The organism is Chitinophaga sp. GbtcB8 (assembly GCF_019091455.1).
In the GTDB taxonomy this organism is placed as follows: Bacteria; Bacteroidota; Bacteroidia; order Chitinophagales; family Chitinophagaceae; genus Chitinophaga.
Map to the genome: position 1 here is coordinate 106,155 of NZ_JAGXJN010000008.1, position 22,959 is coordinate 129,113.

Sequence of the window (22,959 nt, forward strand, 5' to 3'; positions counted from 1 at the left end):
CCCATTATAAACATCACTCCTCCACTTTAACCGGTGGCAGGAGTGATTGCTTTTTAGGGCAAATTCAATGATCATTCAACGGCAGCCCTTTCCGCTGATACTCCGTCCAGTTAAGGTATTCCGGGCCTTTGCGATGTTCATCCATGGTAATGCAATCTTCTACGGGGCAAACCAGCTTGCATAAATTACAGCCTACACATTCCTCCGTTTTTACCGTGTAAGTATTATACGGTTTTCCATATTCCAGGTTTATGGACTGGTGCGAGGTATCCTCACAGGCAATGTAACATAAACCGCAATGCACACATTTGTCCTGGTGAATGTTGGCAATAATATGATAGTTAATATCCAGCGCTTCCCATTTGGTGATACGGTTTACAGACTGCCCGATAAAATCATAGAGCGTAGCAAAACCTTTTTCATCCATCCAGTTGTTTAACCCTTCACACAGGTCTTCAATAATACGGAAGCCATGTTTCATTACTGCAGTGCATACCTGCACATTGGAAGCGCCCAGCAGCATAAACTCCACTGCATCTTTCCAGGTGCTGATCCCGCCTATGCCGGAAACGGGTACACGGGACGTAACGGCATCCTGGCTAATGGTGGTAAGCATTTTTAAGGCAATAGGTTTTACCGCCGGGCCGCAATACCCGCCAAATGCAGACTGCCCGCCAACATTCGGATTAGGGATCAGCGTATCCAGGTCAATACCGGTAACGGATTGAATGGTATTAATAAGTGACAGCGCATTCGTACCTGCTTCCACCGCCGCTTTACCGGTGGGTACTACAGAATGCACATTGGGCGTGAGCTTGGTAATAACCGGGATAGTGGCTTTTTCCATTACCCACTCCACTACCATGCGCGCAATTTCAGGGTCCTGGCCAACAGCTGAGCCCATGCCTCTTTCATTCATACCATGAGGGCAGCCGAAGTTCAGCTCTATACCATGTGCGCCGGTATCTTCTACCTTAGCGATCATTTCATGCCAGCTGCTGCGGTCATTATCTGCCATCAGGGACACGATCATAGCGCGGTCCGGGAACAGTTTTACACATTCCCTGATCTCCTGCAGGTTCAGCTCCAGTGGCCGGTCGCTGATAAGCTCTATATTATTAAAGCCCATTACGCGGCTGCCGTGGTAGTCTACCGCAGAGTAACGGCTGGATACATTTTTCACCTGCGATCCCAGTGTTTTCCAGACAATACCACCCCAGCCGGCTTCCAGTGCACGCAGCACATTATACTTTTTATCTGTAGGCGGCGCGCTGGCCAGCCAGAAGGGATTAGGGGATCTGATGCCTAAGAAGTTTGCAGAGATATCAGCCATGTTTAAAAGTTGAAAAAGTTAAAATGAATGCGTCATTGCGAGGAGCAAAGTAAAGCCAGGCTGTGTGGGGCGACGAAGCAATGACGCGATTAATAGATCATTCACTGCTAACTAAATACTCCAGTATCGCAGCTGCACCATCCTTACCTGCCTGTACTGCGTCCACTACCTCTTTACCGCCGTTCACACAATCGCCGCCGGCAAATACGCCGGGAATGTTGGTAACGTTGTCCTTAATGATGATCTTTCCCTGCCGGTGTTCTATTTGCTCACTGGTAATAAGCGCTTCAAAAGGTACTTGTCCTGCTGCTTTAATGATCATATCAACTTCCAGCGTAAAGGTTTGACCCGTGTCTACCGGTGCGCGGCGGCCGCTGGCATCAGCTGCGCTTAGCTGCATAATGCTGCAGATAAGCTGCTGTACTTTCCCATCCTGCCCCTTCACTTCCTTGGGAGCTGCCAGCCATTGCAGCTTGCAGCCATCCAGCTTCGCAATTTCCAGCTCTGCTTCCGTGCAGGGCATTTCCTCCTGCGTTCTGCGGTATACAATGGTCACTTCTTTTGCGCCTAAACGTTTGGCCTGTGTAGCGGCATCTATGGCCGTCATGCCCAAACCTATTACAGCTACCTTATCACCTACCGGTACGGCCGGGTAACCTTTGCTGCGGAGCTCATAAATAAATTGAATGGCATCAACTACACCGTCCAGCGTTTCGCCGGGTATATCCAGCTGCCGCGCCACGCCTACACCAATGCCCAGGTACACGGCATCGTAATCCCTTTGCAGCTCTGGCAGGCTAAGGTTTTTTCCTAACTCTTTATTGTATTGAATGTGAATGCCGCCTAAGGAGGTAATGTAGTTCACCTCATCTTCACAGAACTGCGGCGTTACTTTGTATGCTGCAATACCGTAGGTCATTAACCCGCCGCCTTTACTTTCCTTCTCAAAAATGGTGACTTCAATACCTTCCCGGGAGAGCACATGCGCACAGCTTAAACCGGCAGGGCCTGCGCCTACAACAGCTACTTTTTTACCGGTGGCAGGTTTGCGCTCAAACAGGCGCCATTGGCCACTGATAGCCTTTTCCGTTGAATGCCTTTGCAGTTTGGCAATAGCAATGGGTTTTTCGTGCATCAGGTTGTATACACAGGAACCTTCGCACAGCTTTTCTACCGGGCATACCTTACTGCAGCCACCGCCCATAATGTTGGCGCTGAAAATAGTGTGGGCAGATCCTTTGATGTTATCCGTAGCTATCTGCTTAATGAATTTGGGTATGTTAATACTGGTGGGGCAGCTTTTAATACAGGGCGCGTCATAACAGAACAGGCAGCGGTTAGCCTCTACCAGAGCGGCTTCCCGGCTTTCGAAAGGTGGGTGTATGTCGCTGAAGTTCTGGTCGTATTGTTCTGCGGTCAGGCGGTTGTTCACAATGGCCATAACAATGTATTAATGTCAGGAATAACAGGTTTAAAGCTCTGTGAGCTTGCCGTACGTTTCCGGGCGCCGGTCGCGGAAAAACTGCCATACACTTCTTACTTCCTCTATTTTATCCAGGTCAAACTCGGCTACCAGTAATTCATCTTTATCTTCTGATGCAGTGGCGAATATTTGTCCGCGCGGATCTACAAAATAAGAGCTGCCGTAAAACTTGCCCAGGTTCCAGGGCTGTTCCGTACCTACACGGTTAATGCAGCCCATAAAATACCCGTTGGCAGCTGCGTGCGCAGGCTGTTCCAGCTTCCATAAATATTGGGAAAGGCCGGCCACCGTAGCAGAAGGATTGTACACTATTTCTGCGCCGTTTAATCCCAGGCAGCGGGCGCCATCCGGGAAGTGCCGGTCGTAACAGATGTACACACCTACTTTTGCATAACGTGTTTGAAACACCGGGTAGCCCAGGTTGCCGGGCTTAAAGAAAAACTTTTCCCAGAAACCGGATGTATGCGGAATATGATTTTTGCGGAACTTGCCCAGGTAAGTGCCATCGGCATCAATTACTGCAGCTGTATTGTACAATACGCCGGCCTGCTCTTTTTCATACACCGGCACAATGATCACCATGTTGTACTTTTTAGCATAAGCGGCCATGCGCTCTGTAGTAGGGCCGGGCACTGTTTCTGCAGATGCATACCAGCGTGCATCCTGCCCGGGGCAGAAGTAAGGCGTGCTGAATATTTCCTGCAGGCATAAGATCTGTACGCCTTTTTGTCCTGCTTCCTCTATCAGCGGCAAATGTTTCTGTATCATGGCTTCCTTGATCTCCTCAATGGTTCCTTCACCTTCTGTTTTAGGCAGGCTCATTTGAATAAGGCCGGATTTAATGATTCTTGGCATAATTGTAATTTTTGTTTTCGGTTTATGGTCCATAGCCGATGGTCCGTTCAAATCTTCCCATCCACTTTCCCGCGTTTCACAAACTGGCCGTAACCCTTATCCAGCAGGCATTCCCCGTTGTTAATAGCTACCTTGCCGCGTAACAGCACTGTTTTTATTTTACCGGTCAGCTCCCAGCCTTCGTAGGCGGAATAGTCTACGTTCATATGATGCGCGCCGGCAGTAATGGTATGTTTAGCCTGCGGATCCAGGATCACAATGTCAGCATCGCTGTTTACGGCAATGGTACCTTTGCGGGGGAACATGCCGAATATTTTTGCAGGATTGGTGCAGGCTACTTCCACATATTTATTAAGTGTGATCTTTCCTTTGTGTACCCCTTCGCTATACAACAGCTCCATGCGGTGCTCTATGGCAGGATGGCCGTTGGGGATCTTTGAAAAATCATCTTTACCCATAAGCTTTTGCTCCCATTTAAACGGGCAATGGTCTGTGGCCACTACATTTACCAAACCCTGGTTAATGCCGGCCCATAACGTGGCCTGGTCTTTCTTTTCGCGCAGCGGCGGGCTCATGACCCATTTGGCGCCGTCAAAGTCCTGCTCATATAAAGCAGCATCCAGCAGCAGGTATTGAATGCAGGTTTCTACAAACACATGCTGGTTGCGGCGGGTGGCCTGGCGTACTGCATTCAGCGCACCTTCGCAGGTCATGTGTACAATATATCCCGGGCAGCCGGTGTAGTTGGAAATGTCTGTAAAGCGGCCGCTGGCTTCTGCTTCCGTTACTTCCGGCTGGGAGAGGTAGTGATACAGCGGTGACAATTTTCCTTCTGCCCTGTGTTTGGCTACCAGGTAATCGATCATATCGCCATTGGTAGCGTGCACGGTAACCATGCCGCCATGTTTTTTTACTTCCTGCATCAGCGCTGTCATTTGCCGGTCGTCTATCATCAGCGCACCTTTATAAGCCATAAAGGTTTTGAAAGAGGTAATGCCTTCATGCTCTATAAAAGTTTTGATCTCCTGTTTTGTTGCATCATTAAAATCGGTTACCGCCATATGAAAGCTGTAATCACTCACGCAGTTGCCATTGGAGCGGGAGCGCCATTCATCCAGCGCCGCCTTTAAAGAGCTGCCCTGCTTTTGCAGAATGAAATCTATGACCATGGTAGTACCGCCATGTAATGCAGCACGGGTACCGGTTTCATAGCTGTCACTGGAAAAGGTGCCCATAAAAGGCATCTCCAAATGCACATGCGGATCAATGCCGCCGGGCATTACCAGCATACCTTCCGCATCAATAGTTTCACCGGCTGGTATAGACAGGTTGTTGCCGATCACGGCTATCTTTTCCCCTTCAATAAAAATGTCTGCCACATAATCATCTGCAGCAGTAATGATCCTTCCGTTTTTAATCAAGAGCGACATAAGACGATGTTTCTTTAATAGTTTGAATACCGTGCCGGTAGGTTTGCATCAGCAGCATATACGCAATGCCGCTTACCAGGAAACCTACAAACCAGGCATAATTATAGAGCTGCGCAAGCCATACCGGTACTGCATCCGGCGCAATGGCTTTAATAGTGACCAGGAAACCCGGCACATTCGGTAAAATACCAATGAGCAATGCTGCTACCGCGGGTATATTAAACCCTTTGCTAAAACTGTAGCTGCCGGTTGGATTATACAGCTCCGGTACTACCAGGTATTGCTTGCGTATGAAATAATAATCTGTGATCATAATACCACCCACAGGTCCCAGCAGGCTGGAATAGGCTATGAGCCAGGTAAAGATGTAACCGCTGGGGTCTGCGATCAGCTTCCAGGGAAAAATAAGTATACCCAGCACGCCGGTAATATAACCGCCTTTACGGAAGTTGATGCGCGCCGGCCACAGGTTGGCAAAATCATTAGCGGGGCTTACAATATTAGCTGCAATGTTGGTAGCTAATGTAGAAATAGCCACTGCTATCATGGCAAGGCTTACCAGCAGCTTGCTATCAAATTTTCCGGCCAGCACCAGCGGATCCCAGATGGTGGTGCCATACACAATGGTAGTAGCAGAAGTAACTACCACGCCGATAAAAGAGAACAGCGTCATAGAGGGCGGCAGGCCAATGATCTGCCCTCTTACCTGTGCCTGCTGGCTAACAGCATACCGTGTAAAATCAGGGATGTTGAGGGAAAGCGTTGCCCAGAAACCTACCATGCCGGTAAGCGCCGGTAAAAAGAAATTTAAAAAGCCATTGGCAGAGGTAAACCTGGATGGTTGCTGCAAAATAGGCCCTAAGCCATGGCCCGCGCCAATGGCCCACCACAATAACGCCAACGCAGCTACGGGTAAAAAGATGGCCTTAAACACCAATAATTTCCGGATGCTTTCCACACCCAGGTATACTACATACATATTCAAACACCAGAACAGCAGGAAGGTAATAGCCGGGCCTGTTTTTAAGCCGAAGGATTCAGGGAATACCGTGGGCAGGGTTTCCAGCCAGGGCATCCATAAGCGCAGCATCTGGAATAACGCAAAACCGCCGATCCAGGTTTGAATACCAAACCAGCCACAGGCTACAATAGCCCGCAGTATAGCAGGAATGTTAGCGCCCGTTACGCCAAAGCTGGCCCTGGCAAATACCGGGAAGGGAATGCCGTATTTAGCGCCGGCATGCCCGTTCAGGATCATGGGCACCAATACAATGCTATTACCCAGGAAAATGGTGAAGATGGCCTGCCACCAGTTCATACCTCCTTCAATGAGCGAGCTGGCAAGCATATACGTAGGAATGCACAGGCTCATGCTGATCCACAGCGCTGCATAGTTCCAGGTATTCCAGCTGCGGTTAGCCGGTGATACAGGCGCCAGGTCTTCACTGTAAAGAGAGGAGGTTTCGCTCATGATGGTGATCAGGAATTAGCTATAAGAATCAGGAAATGTGCTTACTTTAATTTTCATATGCATCGTCTGCAATACGGATAGCCTCGCTGATGATGGCCAGCCCTTCATCTACCTGCGCTTTGGTGATACATAAAGGTGGCGCTATAAATACATAGTTCCAGCGTACAAAGGCATACATGCCCAGCTGTTTCAGCCTGGCAGCTACTTTATTCATCACGGCCATTTCACTGGCCGGCGCATTAAAGCGGGCCATAGGCGCTTTGGTAGCGCGGTTCTTCACCAGCTCTATACAACCCAGTAAGCCGGTATTCCTGAAATCGCCAATGCTGGGGTGCTGTTGCTGCAGCAGGGCTACCTGCTGCTCAATATAAGCGCCCATTACAGCGGCATTTTCTATCAGCTGCTCATCTTCATAGATCTGCAGCACCTCTACTGCGGCAGCGCAGCAAACCGGATGGGCTGAGTAGGTAAGCCCCAGCCATAACACCTTATCATCAAAGTAGCTGGCAATGGTATCGCTTACAATTAAAGCGCCTAAGGGAAGGTAACCGGCGGTAATACCTTTGGCGGTAGCTATCATGTCCGGCACTACGCCGTGCACATCACAGGCAAACCATTTGCCCGTGCGGCCAAAACCGCTCATTACTTCATCCGCTATCAGCAGGATGTTGTATTTATCGCAGAGCGCGCGCACTTTTTGTAAATAATCCGGCGGGTATTTAATACAACCGGAAGATCCGCTTTCCCCTTCCATGAGAATGGCGGCTACATTTTCCGGGCCTTCAAATTCAATTACCCGCTCAATATGGCTTACACATTCACGGGAGCAGGATGTAATTTCCTTACCCCAGGGGCAGCGGTAACAATACGGATCTTCCACATGCACCATGTTAGGCGCCTGCTGCGCATCATGCGGCAGCTTGCGGGGATCGCCACCGGCTGTCATGGAGCCATAAGAGGCGCCGTGGAAAGCGCGGTAGCGGGCAATTATTTTGGAACGGCCGGTGTACAAACGCGCCAGCTTAATAGCATTTTCAATGGCTTCTGCGCCGCCAGTGGTAAAGAGCGTTTTATTGAGGTTGCCGGGGCTAATGGCAGCTAACTTTTTTCCCAGCTCACCACGGGCCTGTGTAACGCAGCCGGGTGTAACGTAGCTTACTTCCTGCATTTGCCGCATCACGGCCTGGGTTACACGCTGATTGCCGTGGCCAATGTTCACGTTGATCAAACCGGAAGAGAAATCCAGGTAGCGGTTACCATCATAATCATAGAGGTACACACCTTCTGCATGTTTCACGGCAATAGGGGCAACACCTTTTTGCTTGCTCCAGGAAAAAAGAGTATAGTCCAGGTTGTCCTGTATAATCTGCTGGGTGGCAGACAGGGCGGAGGTTTCAGCCATAGTGTTTAAATTTGCTGTATATCAGTTGACCTTAATTACTTCATTATGTTGGTTGATCGCTTCCTGTTACTTGTAGTACCTTTCTTATGTTATCGTAGTCCTTATTACTTCTTTTACTTATAATATTACGTTCTATGCCATAGACCATCGGCTATGGGCCATGGACTATTTCAACTCATCCAGTTAATCCCTGCTTCAGGATTCCATTTAGTAGTGGTTTTCTTTAGCTTGCTCCAGAATTCTATGGAGCTTTTGCCGGTAATATCGCCTACGCCAAATTTACTTTCATTCCATCCGCCAAAAGAAAAAGGCTCACGGGGTACGGGTACGCCTATATTAACACCTATCATACCGGCATTGGCCTTTTCAATAATATAACGCGCCAGGCTGCCGTTTTGTGTGTACACTGCGGCTGCATTGCCGTAAGGGTTGGCATTTTCTATGGCCAGCGCTTCATCTACCGTATTGGTGCGCAGAATACTGATCACGGGGCCAAATATTTCTTCCTTAGCTACCGCCATATCCGGTTTCACATAGTCTATCACGGTAGGGCCTACGTAGCTGCCCTGCTCTTTGCCTTCCACCACGGTGTTGCGCCCGTCTATCAGGATGCGTGCGCCCTGCTGCTCTGCTTCGGTAATATAACGTTCAATTTTTTCTTTGGATTCCCGGCTGATCACTGCGCCCAGATTTTTGCCCGGGATCACCTTACCGGCTTCTGCGCAGATCTTGTCTATAATATGATCTACCTGGCCCACTGCTATCATGGCCGATGCGGCCATACAGCGCTGCCCTGCGCAGCCGCTCATAGAGGCTACGACGTTCTGCGCGGTCATATCCGGTTTGGCATCCGGCAATACCAGCAAATGATTTTTAGCGCCGCCTAAAGCCAGGCAGCGTTTTAACTGCCCGGTAGCCCGCTGGTATACCAGCTTGGCCACTTTGGTAGAACCTACAAATGATACGGCTTCAATGCCGGGATGGTCGCAGATGGCATTCACCATTTCACTATCGCCATTCACAATATTGAATACGCCGTCCGGCAGGCCCGCTTCCTTTAATAAAGCCGCAATACGGGTCAGGCTAAGGGGTACTTTTTCAGAGGGTTTTATGATCATGCAGTTGCCCAGGGTAAGGGCATTGGGAATGGTCCAGTTAGGCACCATGCTGGGAAAGTTGAACGGCACAATAGAGGCTACCACACCCAGCGGCACATGTTCTGTTCTGCATTCCACGCCTTTGCTTACTTCCAGTATTTCGCCGGTTACCAGCTGTGGCAGCGAGGTGGCAAATTCCGTAAGCTCTATACATTTTTCTATTTCTGCAATGGCTTCGCCCAATGTTTTACCGTTTTCTTCACTCACCAGCTCCGCCAGCTCCTGCAGGTCTCTTTCCAGTAAATATTTATAGCGGAAAAATACCTGCACCCGTTCTTTGATAGGGGTTTGGCTCCAGGCAGGGAAAGCGGCTTTTGCAGCATTAACGGCAGCATCCAGGTCGGCAGCGGTGGAGCAGGGCATCAGCGCCAGCTCCCGGCCGTCTGTGGGTGAAGTAATGGTTAGCAGACGGGTGGAGTCAATATCTGTGAACCGGCCATTAATAAAGTTCTGCATGCGGGGGTATTTCATTGGGCTGCATTTGTTGTATAATATACTGATTTTTTCGCAATGTTAAGATTGCAAAGGAGTTCTTCAGTAATGGCAGCGGGGGGGCTGGTTTCAGCAGCCGGACAGGGATAATACCTGTACGGCCTCACGCAGCTGTTTAATGGCGCGGGCAATATGGTTCTCCACGGTTTTGGGCGAGATGGCTAGTTCCGTGGCAATTTCTTTATAGGATAGTCCTTGCTGGCGGCGCATATTGAAAACGGTTTTACGCATGGGCGGCATGGCGTTAATGGTACGTACCATGTGCTCCATACTATCACGCAGCTCTAATTGTTTATTTTCTGTAACCGGCGCAGCGCTGCTGCTGGCCCAGCCGCTAATGTGGGTTCTTTTAACAGCTTCCTTGCGCAGCTCATCTACCAGAATAGTTTTGGCTATCTGGAAAAGCTGCGTGGAAAGCAACACTCCGTCTGATAAGGCATTCCTTTTTTCCCAGAGGCGGATGAAGGCCTGCTGTACTACTTCCTCTGCCAGGTAATGTGAGCTGGTTTTCTGATACACAAATGCATATAATCTGTGCTGGTACTGATGATATACTTCCCTGAAAACATTGTTACTTCCCTGTTTAATACCGTATAATTCGGTCATTCCTTACCACGATTTGAGTACAAATATTTTCATTTCATTCTGGTTTTTTTTGCATGGCGGCCGTTATCAATTTATTAATTAATTGTAAAAAAAAGGGCCCCGGAAAAACCGGGACCCCTACGTTGTCATAGGATGGGATATTATTAATGTTTGATCACTTTGCGGGTGATCACTTCTTTTCCTACGTAGATCTTGATCAGGTACATGCCGGTTGAAAGGCTGGACAGGTTCACGGGCTGGCCGTTAGAGATACGCTGTGCAGGCCTTACTTCCGTACCATTCATGTTGTACACACGGATATAATACTGATCTACCTTGCTCTTCACTTTCACAGATAAGTTCTGTGTGAAAGGATTGGGCGACAGCACTACATCAATGGTACCATCATCATTGGCAGCTTCCGTTGCAGCAGCAGCGGAGGATGATTTAACCGGTGTAACAAGCGTGATAGGCGCGCTCATTACGGCAGCTTTTGCAGCAGTAGAAGGTTGTACCACTACTGAAGTTGCCCAATCGTTCAGGTTCAGCGGCTGGCCGTTTGCAGTGAGGTTCACCAGGCAGGAGAAGTCGCCGCGGAATACGTAAGCGCTACCACCGAAGTTGATATCCTGGTACAGGATAATTTCATAACCACTTTTCACTTTTAAAGCGGAGATATCATCATTCGGAATACCCAGGGCATTCAGCTGCGCCATATCATATCTGCCGGGCGCCAGGTTAATGGCATAACCGCCGTAATTACAATCCTGGTATACGGTAACTGCGCCGCTGCCGGTACCGCCGGAAATAGTGCCGGTAATGGTATAAGCGCCCAGGGAAGCATAGTTGGAATAACCATCCGTAGCAGGGTTACCTACACCGGTGCCGGTAACAGATACATAATAAGTACCTGCTGCCAGGTTGGCGTTAATAGCCGCAGATAAACCAGCAGGATTTGAAGTAGCAACTACAGCGCCACTGCTGTTAAGCAGGCGTGCCAGTATATCCAGATTAGCATGGCGGGGAGCCGGGTTAAAGTTGATGGTAGCATTACCGCCGGATGTGCTGAAAGAGAATACATCCACATCAGCAGTGCGCTCAATAATACCGCTGCTGTTAATGTTGCCGCCTGTGCCTACGCTGAGAACACCTGCAGATGAAATGGCATTGCCATAATCATCGGCACGGTAACCAACACCAAAAGTGGAGCTGGTCATTTTTGCCAGGTCATCTTCCAGGTTGTTGGCGCTGTTATATTCGCCTTTGCTCCATTGTACAATCGGTTTGTAGTAACCAACACCCATAATAGGCGCCCAGTTACCCTGGCCGGCGTAGTAACCTTCTGCAGGAGAATTTCTACCGTCGTGGCCTAAGCTTAAAGTATGGCCCACTTCGTGTGAAGCAGCATCGCCAGCGCCTTTTACGCCACCATTAAATACCCAGCAGGGGGTATCATCATTCCAGTTAAAGGAGCTGATATAGGCTACGCCACCTGCGCCGGGAGCAGCGGTGTTGGTGGGCGTGAAAATGCAGCGCATTCTCCTGTTCTTGGGATAGGTGTTAAACACCGCTTCGCTGGTAGTGATGTTCATATGGAAGGGCTTGTAATCTTCGCTTACCAGCTCCCATACTTCACGCATTTCAGCTTCTGAGAGGGTGGCAGGTGCGGCGTTAATGGGATTCCCATTATTCCAGGGAGTGCCGGAAACATACTGGCCGTCAAAGTCCAGCAGTACACAGCCATTGGCGCCGGGATAGCTTTGCAGGTCCGCAGGTACAGCGGCTGCAGTTGCACCCTGTGCTGTTACCTGGGAGGTAGCAGGGCCTTCTTCATAATTAATACACAGCACCTTGTTAATGTCTTCTTCTTTTACGAAAACATTACCGGTATTGTCTGAATAATATTTGTATGCTTTTTTGCTTTGCCGTAACACGATGTTACCTTCTACTTTGTTGCCCTGTACGCGAACAAAGAAAGAAGAACCCGGGGTGTTGGCTATTTCACCTGCCAGGAATTCTTCTGTGGCGCTACCGGTAGTACGGAAATTTACTTTAGCATTTAACGTGGTATTAGCGCTTACTCTCAGCTGTGCGCCGCTTACAAATTGCTGTTGCCTGGCCGTTGCCTGCTGGCGGAACTCCTGCACCAGGGTGCGGGTGTTGCCTAAGCTATATTCTTTTTGCTGACCAAAGGCTGTAAAGGAGGCAAGCAGGAATGCGAGGCCTGCTGAATATTTTAGAGCTTTTTTCATAAAGATACTGTTTAAGGGTTTAGAGTTTGGTAATGCGGAACCAGTTAATATTCCAGCCACCGGCTGCTGCATAAATGCCAAAGTTGTAAGTACCGGCATTAATGTTCACAGTTTGGGAAATGGTGGTCCAGTTCTGCCAGCCACCGGTGTTAGGCACATCTACTGCACCCAGTACAATGGAACCGGCGTTCAGGTCCTGTGATAAACGGCCGCCGCCATTCTGGCTGGCTACACGGTATTCGATCTTGTAGCTGCCGGATGTAGGTATGGTGATGCTGTTGTACGCCATCCAGTCGCCGGTTTCAATATAACCTACGTTCTGGCCGCCGCCGGCATCAGTTGTGGTTTCTGTTTGCACGCCCAGCATGCTGCTGTAGCTTTCTGCCTGTACGGTCTGGCTCCATGTGGGGGGAGGATTGGTGCCGCCGCCCTGGTATACGTGTACCCAGTCTACATACATTTTTGCAGGGAAAGCATTGTTATCAATGTTGAAGCCGGGCCAGTTACCGCCAATGGCAAAATTCAGCAGGATGAAAAAGTTCCGGTGAAATTCTTCAGTGCTGTTAATGTTGTTGGCAATATTGGCTTCATTGTACTGTACACCATCTACAAACCATTTGATGGAAGAAGGGTTCCATTCAATAGTGTAGGTGTGGTAACCGGTAACATTCACCGCGGTGCTGGAACCATAGGAGGCATGACCGCCATCAGGCCCCTGCCAGTGAATAGTGCCAACGGCATTGGGCTCAGTATTCACATGCTCCAAAATGTCAATTTCACCACAGGCAGGCCAGTTCACGGTGCTGATGTTATCGCCCAGCATCCAGAAGGCAGGCCATGCACCGGAGAAGGCCGGTATAGCAATGCGGGCTTCTATCTTACCATATGTCCAGGATTTTCTGCCCTGGGTTTTCATCCTGGTAGAGGTGTAGTTATAACCGCCGAAGCTTTCGCGTTTGGCAGTAATTACCAGCTGGTTGTTTTCGATGGTAGCATTTTCACGGCGGTAATATTCCAGCTCATTATTACCCCAGCCGCCACCGCCGGTTTCAAATACCCAGTCCGGGCCAATGCTGCCGTTAAACTCGTCGGCCCATACGAGCTGCCAGTTTTGTGAGAATGCCACCTGCTGTATGCCGGTAAAGGCCATCAGCAGCAATAGAAATTTTACTGGTTTCATTGTGTAAAGGTTTTTAGTGTTTCTGATCAGATGAAACCTTACGGACACGTGGTTTCACAGCTCAAATGTGAATGTGTTAATGGTTTTCAGGATTGCAGATGTTTGCTGCAGTAAGGATTGTTGCCCCGTTAGTATGGGCCGGGTAGTAAGCCGGCAAACCTAACGGGGCAGCGGCTAATTGAAAAGGAAATGGTCTTTGCATATGGTTAAGGTTTAAGGGTGAGTGGGGAGGGCGGTTGAATAGGATGTTAGTTAGAAAAGGGAATGGTCCCGGATGAACCGGGACCATTTTCATTTTTCATTTTTAACTATTACTGTAGCCTTATTACTTTAGCAGTGGCTACGCGATGGGTGCTCCTGTTTTCTACTTTCAGGATCCAGGTACCGGCAGGTAGCTGGCCTGTTTGCAGTTTAATGAACTGGGTGCCTTTGCCGGCAGCAGTTTGTTGTGTTGTTAATACAGGCGCGTTGCCTTTCATATCCACCAGGGATATCTGTAACCTGTCGCCAGGCTGTGCATCCACCCTCACCTGCAGCTCGCTGCCGGTTACGGGGTTTGGATATACTAACAGGTTAGCATTGCTCACCTCTTGTGTTACAGCAGGTGTGCTGGTGCTAACGCTGGTACGTGCCAGGGCGGCGCCGCAGGCTCCCAGTGGTTTCCACCACCAGTCTGCAGTACCGGGTGTTACATTGTACAGTGCATCTGACTGGCTTTCGTAAAGAATGCCGTTGTACACTACGCGGTCGCCTTTACTGTAAATTTTCGGGTACGGCTGGTATGTAGCTACGCCTGCGCAGTTGCCGGTGTTACCACCGCTGGTTACTACTACTGTTACAGCAGCAGAAGCGGATGCGCCTGAGTTGTCAGTAGCTTTAGCGGTGATGGAGTAAGTACCTGCTGCTACGTTAGACCAGGTATAGCTGTAAGGAGAAGAAGTGCTCTCGCCTAATTTGCTGCTGCCATTGAAGAATTCCACTTTTGCTACGCTGCCATCGCTGTCGGTGGCAGTAGCCTGTATGGAGATGCTGGCAGGTGCTGCAAAAGATGCGTTGTTAGCAGGTGAAGTGATGCTGATGCTGGGAGCGCCGTTATTGCCGCTACCGTTACAATCACTTACATACTGCCATACTTTGGAATCGCCGTTGTTGATGTCAGGTTGCTCATTCTGTGTCCACCATTTGGCTTTGTACACTTTGCTGTTGTAAACTACCTGCATATCAGCTGTGTAAACAGAGGTTGCGCTCCATGCGGCAATACCGTTACAACCGTTGTTATTACCGGTGCCTACCACAATGGTAACTGCGGCAGACGTGGTTACTGCGCCTTTGTTATCTGTAGCTTTGGCAGTAAGCGTATAAGTGCCGGCAGCTACATTCGCCCAGCTATAGCTGTAAGGCGCTGCAGTGCTTTCACCCAGCTTGGTACCGCCATTGAAGAACTCTACTTTGGATACAGTGCCGTCATTATCGCTTGCGCTGGCCTGTATGCTTACAGTAGCGGGCGGCGTAAAGGTGGCATTGTTTGCCGGGGAAGTGATGCTTACAGCAGGAGGATTATTTCCCGGGTTTGTAGTACCAAAGAAATACTCATAATAATTGTTCGCAAATTCATCAGCAGTAGATTTATCCCAGTTAATGGACCATGTCATGATACCACGCAGACCGGGATAACCGCCTGCTTTTCTTAACGTATAAGCGCCACCGTAAGACTGGCCTTTGGTCAGATAGTCCAGAGCTTTCTTAACATTGGCAGGTGTAGTGTAACCGCTGCCTGCTGCAGAGGTATTGGCCGGTAAGCCAAATGCTACCTGGTCTTCGCGCAGGGCGGGGAAAGTGAGGTTGGTGCCGCTTACCGGGAAACCAGCCAGCAGCATTTCCGTCATAGCTACAATGAAATCGGATGTGGAAGAGCTGTACACTTTATTATCCAAACCGGTTACAGAGCCGGTGTTATACAGCTGCGGGTGAATGAAGGTCAGCTCATCTTTCACACCGTAGATCACCGGCAGGTAAGCGCCTACCAGCGGAGAATACGCAGCGCCATAGGCTGTTTGTACATAATAGGTTTCAGGCGCCATCGTCAGCCAGCATTCTTTGCCCTGGCCTTTACGATAGTTCACTACTTCCTTGATAGCAGAAACCAGGTTCTGGATCTTGGGTGTAGTAGGATGTGTGAAGTCTTTATCGCCATTATCCAGGATCAGGGTATTACCACCTTCCAGGTCAATGTCAAAACCATCAAAGTTATAAGTGTCGAGTATAGATTTCAGTGAACTTACAAAAGCAGCTTTTTGAGTGGCAGAACCTAAAACAACAATACCATCCTGACCGCCGATAGAGATCAGCACTTTCCTGCCTTGTGATTGCAATAGCGCAATATCGGATTTGAAATCAGCAACGGTGGTGTTTTCCGGTGTAAAGCTCAGGGTAGCCTGGTCAGAACCGGCCAGTGCAAACGCAATCTCTATTACGTTGTACTTAGAGTTTACATCACGTAAACGGATATACTGCGGTGCAGTAGAACCGCCCCAGTTATGCCAGTAACCAACCACCACCTTACCGGTGCCGGGGTTATTAGTGCCGCCGGAGGTTACTGCTACGGTAGCAGCAGTTGAGGTAGTTACAGCGCCTTTGTCGTCAGTAGCTTTGGCCGTAATAACATAAGTACCAACGCCTACGCTGCTCCATGTGTAAGTGTAGGGAGCTGTAGTTTTTTCACCCAGCTTGGTAGCGCCGTTGTAGAACTCAACTTTGGCAACAGAACCATCGCTGTCAGCTGCAGTAGCCGTAATAGTTATGCTGGCAGGTGCAGTGAAAGATGCGTTATTAGCCGGTGAAGAAATGCTTACAGTAGGAGGCACATTGGGATTGGTGCTGGTGCCGCCTGCAAATACTTCGTTCAGCTTATTTACCAGCTTGGATTTGGTGTTGGGGCAATAGATCAGCTTCCCTTTAGGAGTGGTGCTGCTGGTCATGTCGGTCATATCACCGAATACCTGCCATACAATTACGCCACCCAGGCCATTGTCATTAATGTATTTTGCCTTTTCGCCAATAGAGCGTTCGTTATCATAGCTCAGGAAATAATTGCCTTTTGTTTTGTAAGGTACTTTGGCTACATCATCCCAGTACTCTGTCCAGCCGGAACCGGAGCCGGTGTTCTGCAGTATGTAGCTGTAGCTGGGAGTACCATCCCACAGGTCTTTTGCCCAGTTGGTATAATCTGCGCAGGTCTGGATAGGACCATCCGGCTGCACAGTTTCTGCACGTTTGGTGGTAGCACCGTTCAGCGTAGCAGCGCCGTTGGTGATTACACCACGGCCATAAAAAGGCGCACCCAGGTTCACTTTGCTCATGTTAACGCCCAGTGTGCGTAAGGCCTTTACACAAGCATCTACAGAGAAGTTGTTGTACTCTGCACCGGGATAATCATACAACGGTGCATTATGGCCTGCTTTGTTTGACCAGCCACCGTTGAAGTCATAGGTCATCATGTTATAATAATTCATGGAATTATTTAACCGTGACCAGGGGAAACCCTGCAGCTTAGCAGGGGAAGCAGAAAACGCAGCAGTGATCAGCTTATTAGCGCCGATGGCAGCACGTACCTGCTCAATCAGAACCGCAAAGTTGTTATAATCTACCTGACCGTAATGCTCAATGTTCATACCCGGATCATTAGGGTATTCCCAGTCAAAGTCAATACCATCAAAACCCATAGCTATCAGCTTCTGACAGTCTGCCACAAACTTTGCGCGTTTGGTAGCATCAGCGGCCATTTCAGGATAGTGTTTGCACATGCTCCAGCCACCGATAGAGGCCATTACCTTTACACCCTTTTGGTGGGCCAGGTCTATTACGCCCGGTGCGCCGCCCTGTTTGGGAACAGACAGCGGAAATGCGCCGGTAGCACCGGTGTTCACATTTTTCCAGCCGCTGCCTTCATTGCGGTAGCCCAGCGTGTAGGCGTAGCTGCCGTCGGAGATATAATACAGCGGGGCATCCAGCTCGCCAAACAGCAGGAACATATCCCAGCTGCTGTAAATGTCTTCATTCACCAGCGCTGCAGGTTCCTGTACGGCGCCTACCTGGTAAATGTTCTTGTTACGGAAGTCACCACTGTGCAGTGAACCGTCTTTTGCTACACCAAAAAAGGAAAAGTTCAGGATGGTGTACTGGGAGTAATCTACGTTCAGGTGATTGTAACCGCCTTTCGGTACAATACCTGCTACGTCTTTCCAGGCATCCCATTGGGTGATGTAACCTATCACCTGTTTGCTGTGCTGTTTGGTGGTAGCCGGCACGGTTGGGCTAACCTGTGCCTGTGCGCTGCCCTGCCATAGCAATAGGGATAAACAGCATGCTTGCTTGAACCGGCGTAGCCAGCCGCCGGGAGGAGTAGTAACTCTCAAGGTTCTCATGTTCGGATAATTTGGTTTGTTTAATGACACGTGAAAGTGTCTGCAGGGTCATGCCTTGCAGAGATCCACAGGTGCCGGTTTTGTCAACTGATTATAGGTTTTAATGAATAATGCCATAGGTTCAATAACTCAAGATATAGTACGTGCTAAATCGATTTGGCCAAAGGGTATTAGATCAGCTCATGCATAGGTGTCGTTTGTACAATCAAGAAGTACTACTACGCTCCGGTTTTTTTACAATAAATCTGTTGACTACAGTATATGGAAGCAAAGATATTAGGTGAGGGAGTGATAAAAAACGCAGGTAAACAGGGATTAGGTGCAGCAAAATACGCATATACATATGCGTGAATAACGGAACATAGTGTTAGTTGTACATTAAGTCCGCGCAGGGTTTCAGGGGATGATGATAGCGCGTATATACAAGTGTGCCACACCGTTATGGTGTGGCACAGCTATATAAGTGTGGCGCTTCTCCACATTTTTATTCTACTTTCCATTCAACAATGCCGGCTGCATGTTCTTTGGGCAGCTGCACTTCCATCCGGAGCGCGCTGGTTTCTACCGGATCAAATTTTACGCTGTTGAAAGTATCTTTTTCTGTCGTGTAGGCATTGCTGTTCTTAACAGGTAACCATTCTCCGCTAGGATCTTTATACAGTAGCTTCCAGGAAGCGGGTAAGCGGCAGCCTCCCCAGGGGCTGTCATCATACCAGTATACCTGTGCGCCGGAAATTTTTGCCGGTACTGCAAAATCATACTGCACCCATTGCAGGGTATCTTTTAAAGGCCACCAATGGTAGTAGGGTACACTGCCATCATGTGAGCTGGAAGGTTCCAGCTGATCATTCAATGTTCTTAAAGCTTTTGTTTTGTGCGAACCGCTCACAGTGCTTTTAGATGCTATGGTAGCTGGTTTCAGCGGTACAACAGCAGTGGCTTTATCTGCTACCCATACCGTCATATCACCTGCACCGCGGTTAGCCCAGGCATAATAGGGAATGGCAGTAACCCTGGCTGGTTCCTGCACCACCTTATTATCCTCAGTAATGGTTTGTGTAAGCGCGGTAGTATGTATTACTTCCACACCATTCAGCAGGTTGGGCTCAAAGGCAGTACTGACATCGTTTTGCTCATTCACCAGCAAATGGCGTACAGAGGCCTTGTTATTATCCGGCCATTCAAAACAATATACCAGCGGGCCGCGTTGCAAAGCGGTTTTATCATCATCTGCTTTCACGGGTGCGGATGCTTTTACATAACGCACATCCATCGGGAAATTCACTTTAATAACATCGCCTTTTTTCCAGCTGCGGTGAATAACAGCATAGCCGTTTTCAATGGAATCCTGAGCAGGCGCGCCATTTACGGTGATGGTATATTTTTTTGTTTCCGGTGTTGCATAAGTATATAAACCGCCGGGCATAGGCGCATTATTTAACCAGGCGGGCAAACGGATAGCCATATCAAAGGTTTGATTGCCTGCAGGGTTCACCGTGAAAGTAATATCACCATCCCAGGGATAATTGGTTTGCTGATCTACCTCCACTGTTTTTTTCTTTAAGGGGATAGCAGCTTTGCTTTGTATGAACAGGTTCACATAAATACGGTCTTTACCCGTAGCATATACATAACCTGGTACAGATGGAATAAAGCGGCATACATTGCTGGGACAGCAGGCGCAGCCAAACCACTCGCTTCTTTCATGCTGGCCCATTGATTCCAGCGGGTTAGGATAAAAGAAACGGTCGCCGTTAATAGCTACCCCGGATATCATACCGTTGTAGAGGATCTGTTCCAGCACATCGTAATACTTAGCTTCCCCATGCAGCAGGAACAGGCGGTAGTTCCAGTAAATGTTGCCAATGGAAGCGCAGGTTTCATTATACGCGCTCATGTTGGGCAGCGCATAATCCGGTCCAAAACCTTCATGGCCGGCTTCTGCACCAATGCCGCCGGTAATGTAGATCTTATGATCTACCACATCATGCCAGATGGCATCTATTGCCTGCACATAACCTTTATCGCCGGTAAGCGCAGCCACATCTGCCATACCGCTATACATATAGGTGGCGCGCACAGCATGACCAACAGCACGGGTTTGCTCTGTAACGGGCGCCTGCGCCTGGTTGTATTCCGTACCATTCTTGCGGATGTCCAGGAAATATTTGGCCAGCTGCAGGTAGCGTTTATCATGGGTTACACGGTACATTTTTACCAGGCCCATTTCTACGATCTGGTGGCCGGGATAATATTTTAAACCGCCTTCCACAAAATCATGATATACCAGGTTGGCATTTTTAATAGCAATATTCAGCAGGGTTTTTTTACCGGTGGCCAGGTAATGCGCGGTAGCAGCTTCATACAGGTGGCCGCAGTTGTATAGCTCGTGGCTCAGGTCCGGATCTTTTTCCCAGCGTTTTTCTCCTGCCCAGGGATGCAGCTTTCCACTGTCTTTGGCAATAGTGCGGTTGGTGTATAAATAACCATCCGGCTCCTGTGCTTTGCCAATGTAATAGATCAGCGTATCCAGCTGTGCTTCCAGTTTTGGATCCGGGTAGGTTTGCAGCGAGTAGCTGGCCCCTTCAATGATCTTATAAATGTCTGTATCATCAAAGGGATATTCTGTATTGAACTTTCCTTTTTTGAGCTTACCGGCTATCAGGAAATTGTCTACCCGCCCGGTTTTGTAACACTGTTCCAGCGCAATGGGAATGGTTACTTTGTAATTACTAAGGATGCGCGGCGCCCAGAAATGGTCCGTTACTTTTACCGCGGTAAAAGGTACCGGCTGTATGGGATAGTCTTGCGCAAACAGCCTTGCTACGTGGAATGCGAGCATTATAACTGTCAGATATACAATTTTTTTCATGTCAGCAGTTTAAACCTGAGTATAATGGAATTATTGTAAATATAGGAGTATATAAGTTTGTTAAGTGGCAATATTTTAACCGGAGATCAACGGGAATTACGAATTGTCAATTACGGATTACGAATGGGGCACTGCGAACAGGATATTGTTCACGGAAATTATTGCTACTGAGGTAATTATTTGCTGGGTTTGATGATCAAAAGCCGGGAACAACAGCATTGGAATGCCTATAAAAGCATTGCGGGGGCATGTAAGAAGGCCGTGTAAGGAGGGCATGTAGGTGATGTTAAAAGGATGATGAGGGGGGAATAAAAGAAACGCAAAGAGAAGGTAAAGGAAAGGTAGGTTAAAACTCCGCACCAGAAAACAGACAAGGTCCAGCTCCATTGCTGCGGCAGGCCATTGCAGCCCCTGTTTAGGGATAAGAACCTTAACAAACAAAATGGAAAGCGCTCTTACAGCTTCAACACAGTTAAGCATGCCATTGCAGGCGTTGTATTAAATATTAAGGTGTAAAGGTATAAAGGGGTTAAGGCATAAAGTATAAAGGTATTAAGGTGTTAAAATTGTATTAAGTATAGCATTTTCAACCGGCAAAACTGGAAAGTCCCCAACCCCGCAGTGCGGCCGCAGGTCCGGATGCCGGCCCTTAGCCGGCGTGACACGGCCGGCGCTGCCCATGTACCTCCAACGCTCGTCCGCTTGATGCCGCCCAATAGCCGCACGCACAGGCGGGTACAGGCCGGAACCGGACCTGCAAAGCACGCCCGATTACACACTAACCAGGCAAGCCCCCACCCCGCAGGTCCGAATGCCGGCCCTTAGCCGGCGTGACACGTCTGGCGCTGCCCAAACACCTCCAACGCCCGTCCGCTTGATGCCGCCTGATAGCCGCATACCCGGGCGGGTACAGGCCGGAACCGGACCTGCAAAGCACACCAGGTCACACAGTAACCACACAAGCAACGAACAACCCGCAATTGAGGGCGCGGGAAGCTTTGCAGGTGATTTTGCAGAACGGGGAGTTAGTAAGTGCTTCTCCACTAATTTGCTCATCTCCCCCTTATAGAGTAACTTTTAGGTATAATCGGAATTTATGCTGTTGAACGACCGGCTTTCGCTAACCCAGGTTTTCAGGCTTACCTGGCGGGTGGACTTAATGATCCTGGCATGCTGCACCATTGCATACCTTACAGATAATTACTGGCTGGAAATGCAGATCTCCATACCAATCAGCATTTCAACTGTGCTGGGTACAGCTATTGCCTTTTTCATCGGGTTTAACAACAACCAGGCCTATGACCGCTGGTGGGAGGCCCGCAAGGTCTGGGGGGAGCTGGTGAACGATTCCCGGTCCTGGGGCCGTTGTCTGCTGTATAACTGCGCTACAGAGGAAAATGAAGAAGCCCCGCACATTACCCGCCGCATGATATACCGGCAGCTGGCTTTCCTGTACGCGCTGAAATCATCCCTGAGAAAAACACCCGAGGACATATACTACGCCGGTTACCTCAGCGAAACAGAGGCGGAGCGCGTAAAAATGCAAAGCAACATTCCTAATGCCATTTTAAGCCTGCAGGCAGAAGACCTGCAGCTGCTCACCCGCCAGGGCGTAATAGACGGTTTCCGTTTCCGCGAGCTGAACGCTTTGCTGATCAGGCATTGCGATAGCATGGGAAAATCAGAAAGAATAAAAAATACCGTATTCCCGCCCAGCTATTTATTTTTTACGCGTGTATTTATCTGGTTCTATGTGGTGCTGAATACATTGATGATGAGTGAAAGCATAGGCGCATGGTCTATATTATTTGGTTGGGCATTCGGGTTTGTATTTCATGTAACACACCAGAACGGCATCAGCATCATGAACCCTTTTGGCGCTACAATGATGGCTGTTCCGCTGGATAGCATAAGCCGCACCATTGAAATTAATTTACTGGAAATGCTGGGCCATGATAATATACCATCTCCCATACAACCAACAGACCAGCAAATACTTTTGTAACGGATCCATAAACAACAG

The 22,959-nt window shown here is 49.0% G+C and carries 13 protein-coding genes; 1 reads left to right on the forward strand and 12 read right to left on the reverse strand.

Annotated elements, in window-relative coordinates; all coding sequences use genetic code 11:
• Nucleotides 1-64 precede the first annotated feature (64 nt).
• From preA to KVT36_RS10445, 12 genes are all read right to left on the reverse strand, one after another.
• Nucleotides 65-1,333: an NAD-dependent dihydropyrimidine dehydrogenase subunit PreA gene (gene preA / locus KVT36_RS10390; RefSeq protein ID WP_217603424.1), complete on the reverse strand. Its 1,269-nt coding sequence runs from the start codon at nucleotides 1,331-1,333 to the stop codon at nucleotides 65-67.
• 97 nt (nucleotides 1,334-1,430) lie between these two features.
• On the reverse strand, nucleotides 1,431-2,774 hold the full coding sequence (locus KVT36_RS10395) for an NAD(P)-dependent oxidoreductase (protein ID WP_217603425.1): 1,344 nt from the start codon (nucleotides 2,772-2,774) through the stop codon (nucleotides 1,431-1,433).
• A 30-nt stretch (nucleotides 2,775-2,804) separates the two neighbouring features.
• Nucleotides 2,805-3,671 (reverse strand): nitrilase-related carbon-nitrogen hydrolase, encoded by an 867-nt coding sequence (locus tag KVT36_RS10400; RefSeq protein WP_217603426.1) that lies wholly within the window; start codon nucleotides 3,669-3,671, stop codon nucleotides 2,805-2,807.
• Nucleotides 3,672-3,718: 47 nt separating this feature from the next.
• Complete coding sequence (hydA, locus tag KVT36_RS10405) at nucleotides 3,719-5,101, reverse strand: dihydropyrimidinase (RefSeq protein ID WP_217603427.1); 1,383 nt, start codon at nucleotides 5,099-5,101, stop codon at nucleotides 3,719-3,721.
• A complete protein-coding gene (locus KVT36_RS10410) occupies nucleotides 5,085-6,572 on the reverse strand; it encodes an NCS1 family nucleobase:cation symporter-1 (protein WP_217603428.1) in 1,488 nt (495 codons plus the stop codon). The genes hydA and KVT36_RS10410 overlap by 17 nt, the downstream gene beginning before the upstream one ends.
• 46 nt (nucleotides 6,573-6,618) lie before the next feature.
• Nucleotides 6,619-7,974 (reverse strand): aminotransferase class III-fold pyridoxal phosphate-dependent enzyme, encoded by a 1,356-nt coding sequence (locus KVT36_RS10415; protein WP_217603429.1) that lies wholly within the window; start codon nucleotides 7,972-7,974, stop codon nucleotides 6,619-6,621.
• A gap of 170 nt (nucleotides 7,975-8,144) precedes the next feature.
• The gene (locus KVT36_RS10420) at nucleotides 8,145-9,602 is read right to left on the reverse strand and encodes a CoA-acylating methylmalonate-semialdehyde dehydrogenase (protein WP_217603430.1); all 1,458 of its coding nucleotides are present in this window, start codon (nucleotides 9,600-9,602) and stop codon (nucleotides 8,145-8,147) included.
• 90 nt (nucleotides 9,603-9,692) lie between these two features.
• The gene (locus KVT36_RS10425; protein ID WP_217603431.1) at nucleotides 9,693-10,229 is read right to left on the reverse strand and encodes an RNA polymerase sigma-70 factor; all 537 of its coding nucleotides are present in this window, start codon (nucleotides 10,227-10,229) and stop codon (nucleotides 9,693-9,695) included.
• Nucleotides 10,230-10,372: 143 nt separating this feature from the next.
• A complete protein-coding gene (locus KVT36_RS10430; RefSeq protein WP_217603432.1) occupies nucleotides 10,373-12,460 on the reverse strand; it encodes a T9SS type A sorting domain-containing protein in 2,088 nt (695 codons plus the stop codon).
• A 19-nt stretch (nucleotides 12,461-12,479) separates the two neighbouring features.
• The gene (locus tag KVT36_RS10435; RefSeq protein ID WP_217603433.1) at nucleotides 12,480-13,640 is read right to left on the reverse strand and encodes a carbohydrate-binding protein; all 1,161 of its coding nucleotides are present in this window, start codon (nucleotides 13,638-13,640) and stop codon (nucleotides 12,480-12,482) included.
• 311 nt (nucleotides 13,641-13,951) lie between these two features.
• Nucleotides 13,952-18,064: a glycosyl hydrolase family 18 protein gene (locus KVT36_RS10440; protein WP_217603434.1), complete on the reverse strand. Its 4,113-nt coding sequence runs from the start codon at nucleotides 18,062-18,064 to the stop codon at nucleotides 13,952-13,954.
• A gap of 484 nt (nucleotides 18,065-18,548) precedes the next feature.
• Complete coding sequence (locus tag KVT36_RS10445; protein WP_217603435.1) at nucleotides 18,549-20,936, reverse strand: glycoside hydrolase family 127 protein; 2,388 nt, start codon at nucleotides 20,934-20,936, stop codon at nucleotides 18,549-18,551.
• A 1,096-nt stretch (nucleotides 20,937-22,032) separates the two neighbouring features.
• On the opposite strand from KVT36_RS10445, the gene KVT36_RS10450 reads away from it, so the two are divergent.
• Complete coding sequence (locus KVT36_RS10450) at nucleotides 22,033-22,941, forward strand: bestrophin family protein (RefSeq protein WP_217603436.1); 909 nt, start codon at nucleotides 22,033-22,035, stop codon at nucleotides 22,939-22,941.
• The last annotated feature ends 18 nt before the right edge of the window (nucleotides 22,942-22,959 follow it).

Excerpts from the sequence above, each read along its gene's own strand:
- hydA (WP_217603427.1), bottom strand. The coding sequence starts at position 5,101 with ATGTCGCTCTTGATTAAAAACGGAAGGATCATTACTGCTGCAGATGAT.
- KVT36_RS10395 (WP_217603425.1), bottom strand. The coding sequence starts at position 2,774 with ATGGCCATTGTGAACAACCGCCTGACCGCAGAACAATACGACCAGAAC.
- KVT36_RS10415 (WP_217603429.1), bottom strand. The coding sequence starts at position 7,974 with ATGGCTGAAACCTCCGCCCTGTCTGCCACCCAGCAGATTATACAGGAC.
- KVT36_RS10445 (WP_217603435.1), bottom strand. The coding sequence starts at position 20,936 with ATGAAAAAAATTGTATATCTGACAGTTATAATGCTCGCATTCCACGTA.
- KVT36_RS10450 (WP_217603436.1), top strand. The coding sequence starts at position 22,033 with ATGCTGTTGAACGACCGGCTTTCGCTAACCCAGGTTTTCAGGCTTACC.
- KVT36_RS10435 (WP_217603433.1), bottom strand. The coding sequence starts at position 13,640 with ATGAAACCAGTAAAATTTCTATTGCTGCTGATGGCCTTTACCGGCATA.
- preA (WP_217603424.1), bottom strand. The coding sequence starts at position 1,333 with ATGGCTGATATCTCTGCAAACTTCTTAGGCATCAGATCCCCTAATCCC.
- KVT36_RS10400 (WP_217603426.1), bottom strand. The coding sequence starts at position 3,671 with ATGCCAAGAATCATTAAATCCGGCCTTATTCAAATGAGCCTGCCTAAA.
- KVT36_RS10425 (WP_217603431.1), bottom strand. The coding sequence starts at position 10,229 with ATGACCGAATTATACGGTATTAAACAGGGAAGTAACAATGTTTTCAGG.
- KVT36_RS10410 (WP_217603428.1), bottom strand. The coding sequence starts at position 6,572 with ATGAGCGAAACCTCCTCTCTTTACAGTGAAGACCTGGCGCCTGTATCA.
- KVT36_RS10430 (WP_217603432.1), bottom strand. The coding sequence starts at position 12,460 with ATGAAAAAAGCTCTAAAATATTCAGCAGGCCTCGCATTCCTGCTTGCC.
- KVT36_RS10420 (WP_217603430.1), bottom strand. The coding sequence starts at position 9,602 with ATGAAATACCCCCGCATGCAGAACTTTATTAATGGCCGGTTCACAGAT.
- KVT36_RS10440 (WP_217603434.1), bottom strand. The coding sequence starts at position 18,064 with ATGAGAACCTTGAGAGTTACTACTCCTCCCGGCGGCTGGCTACGCCGG.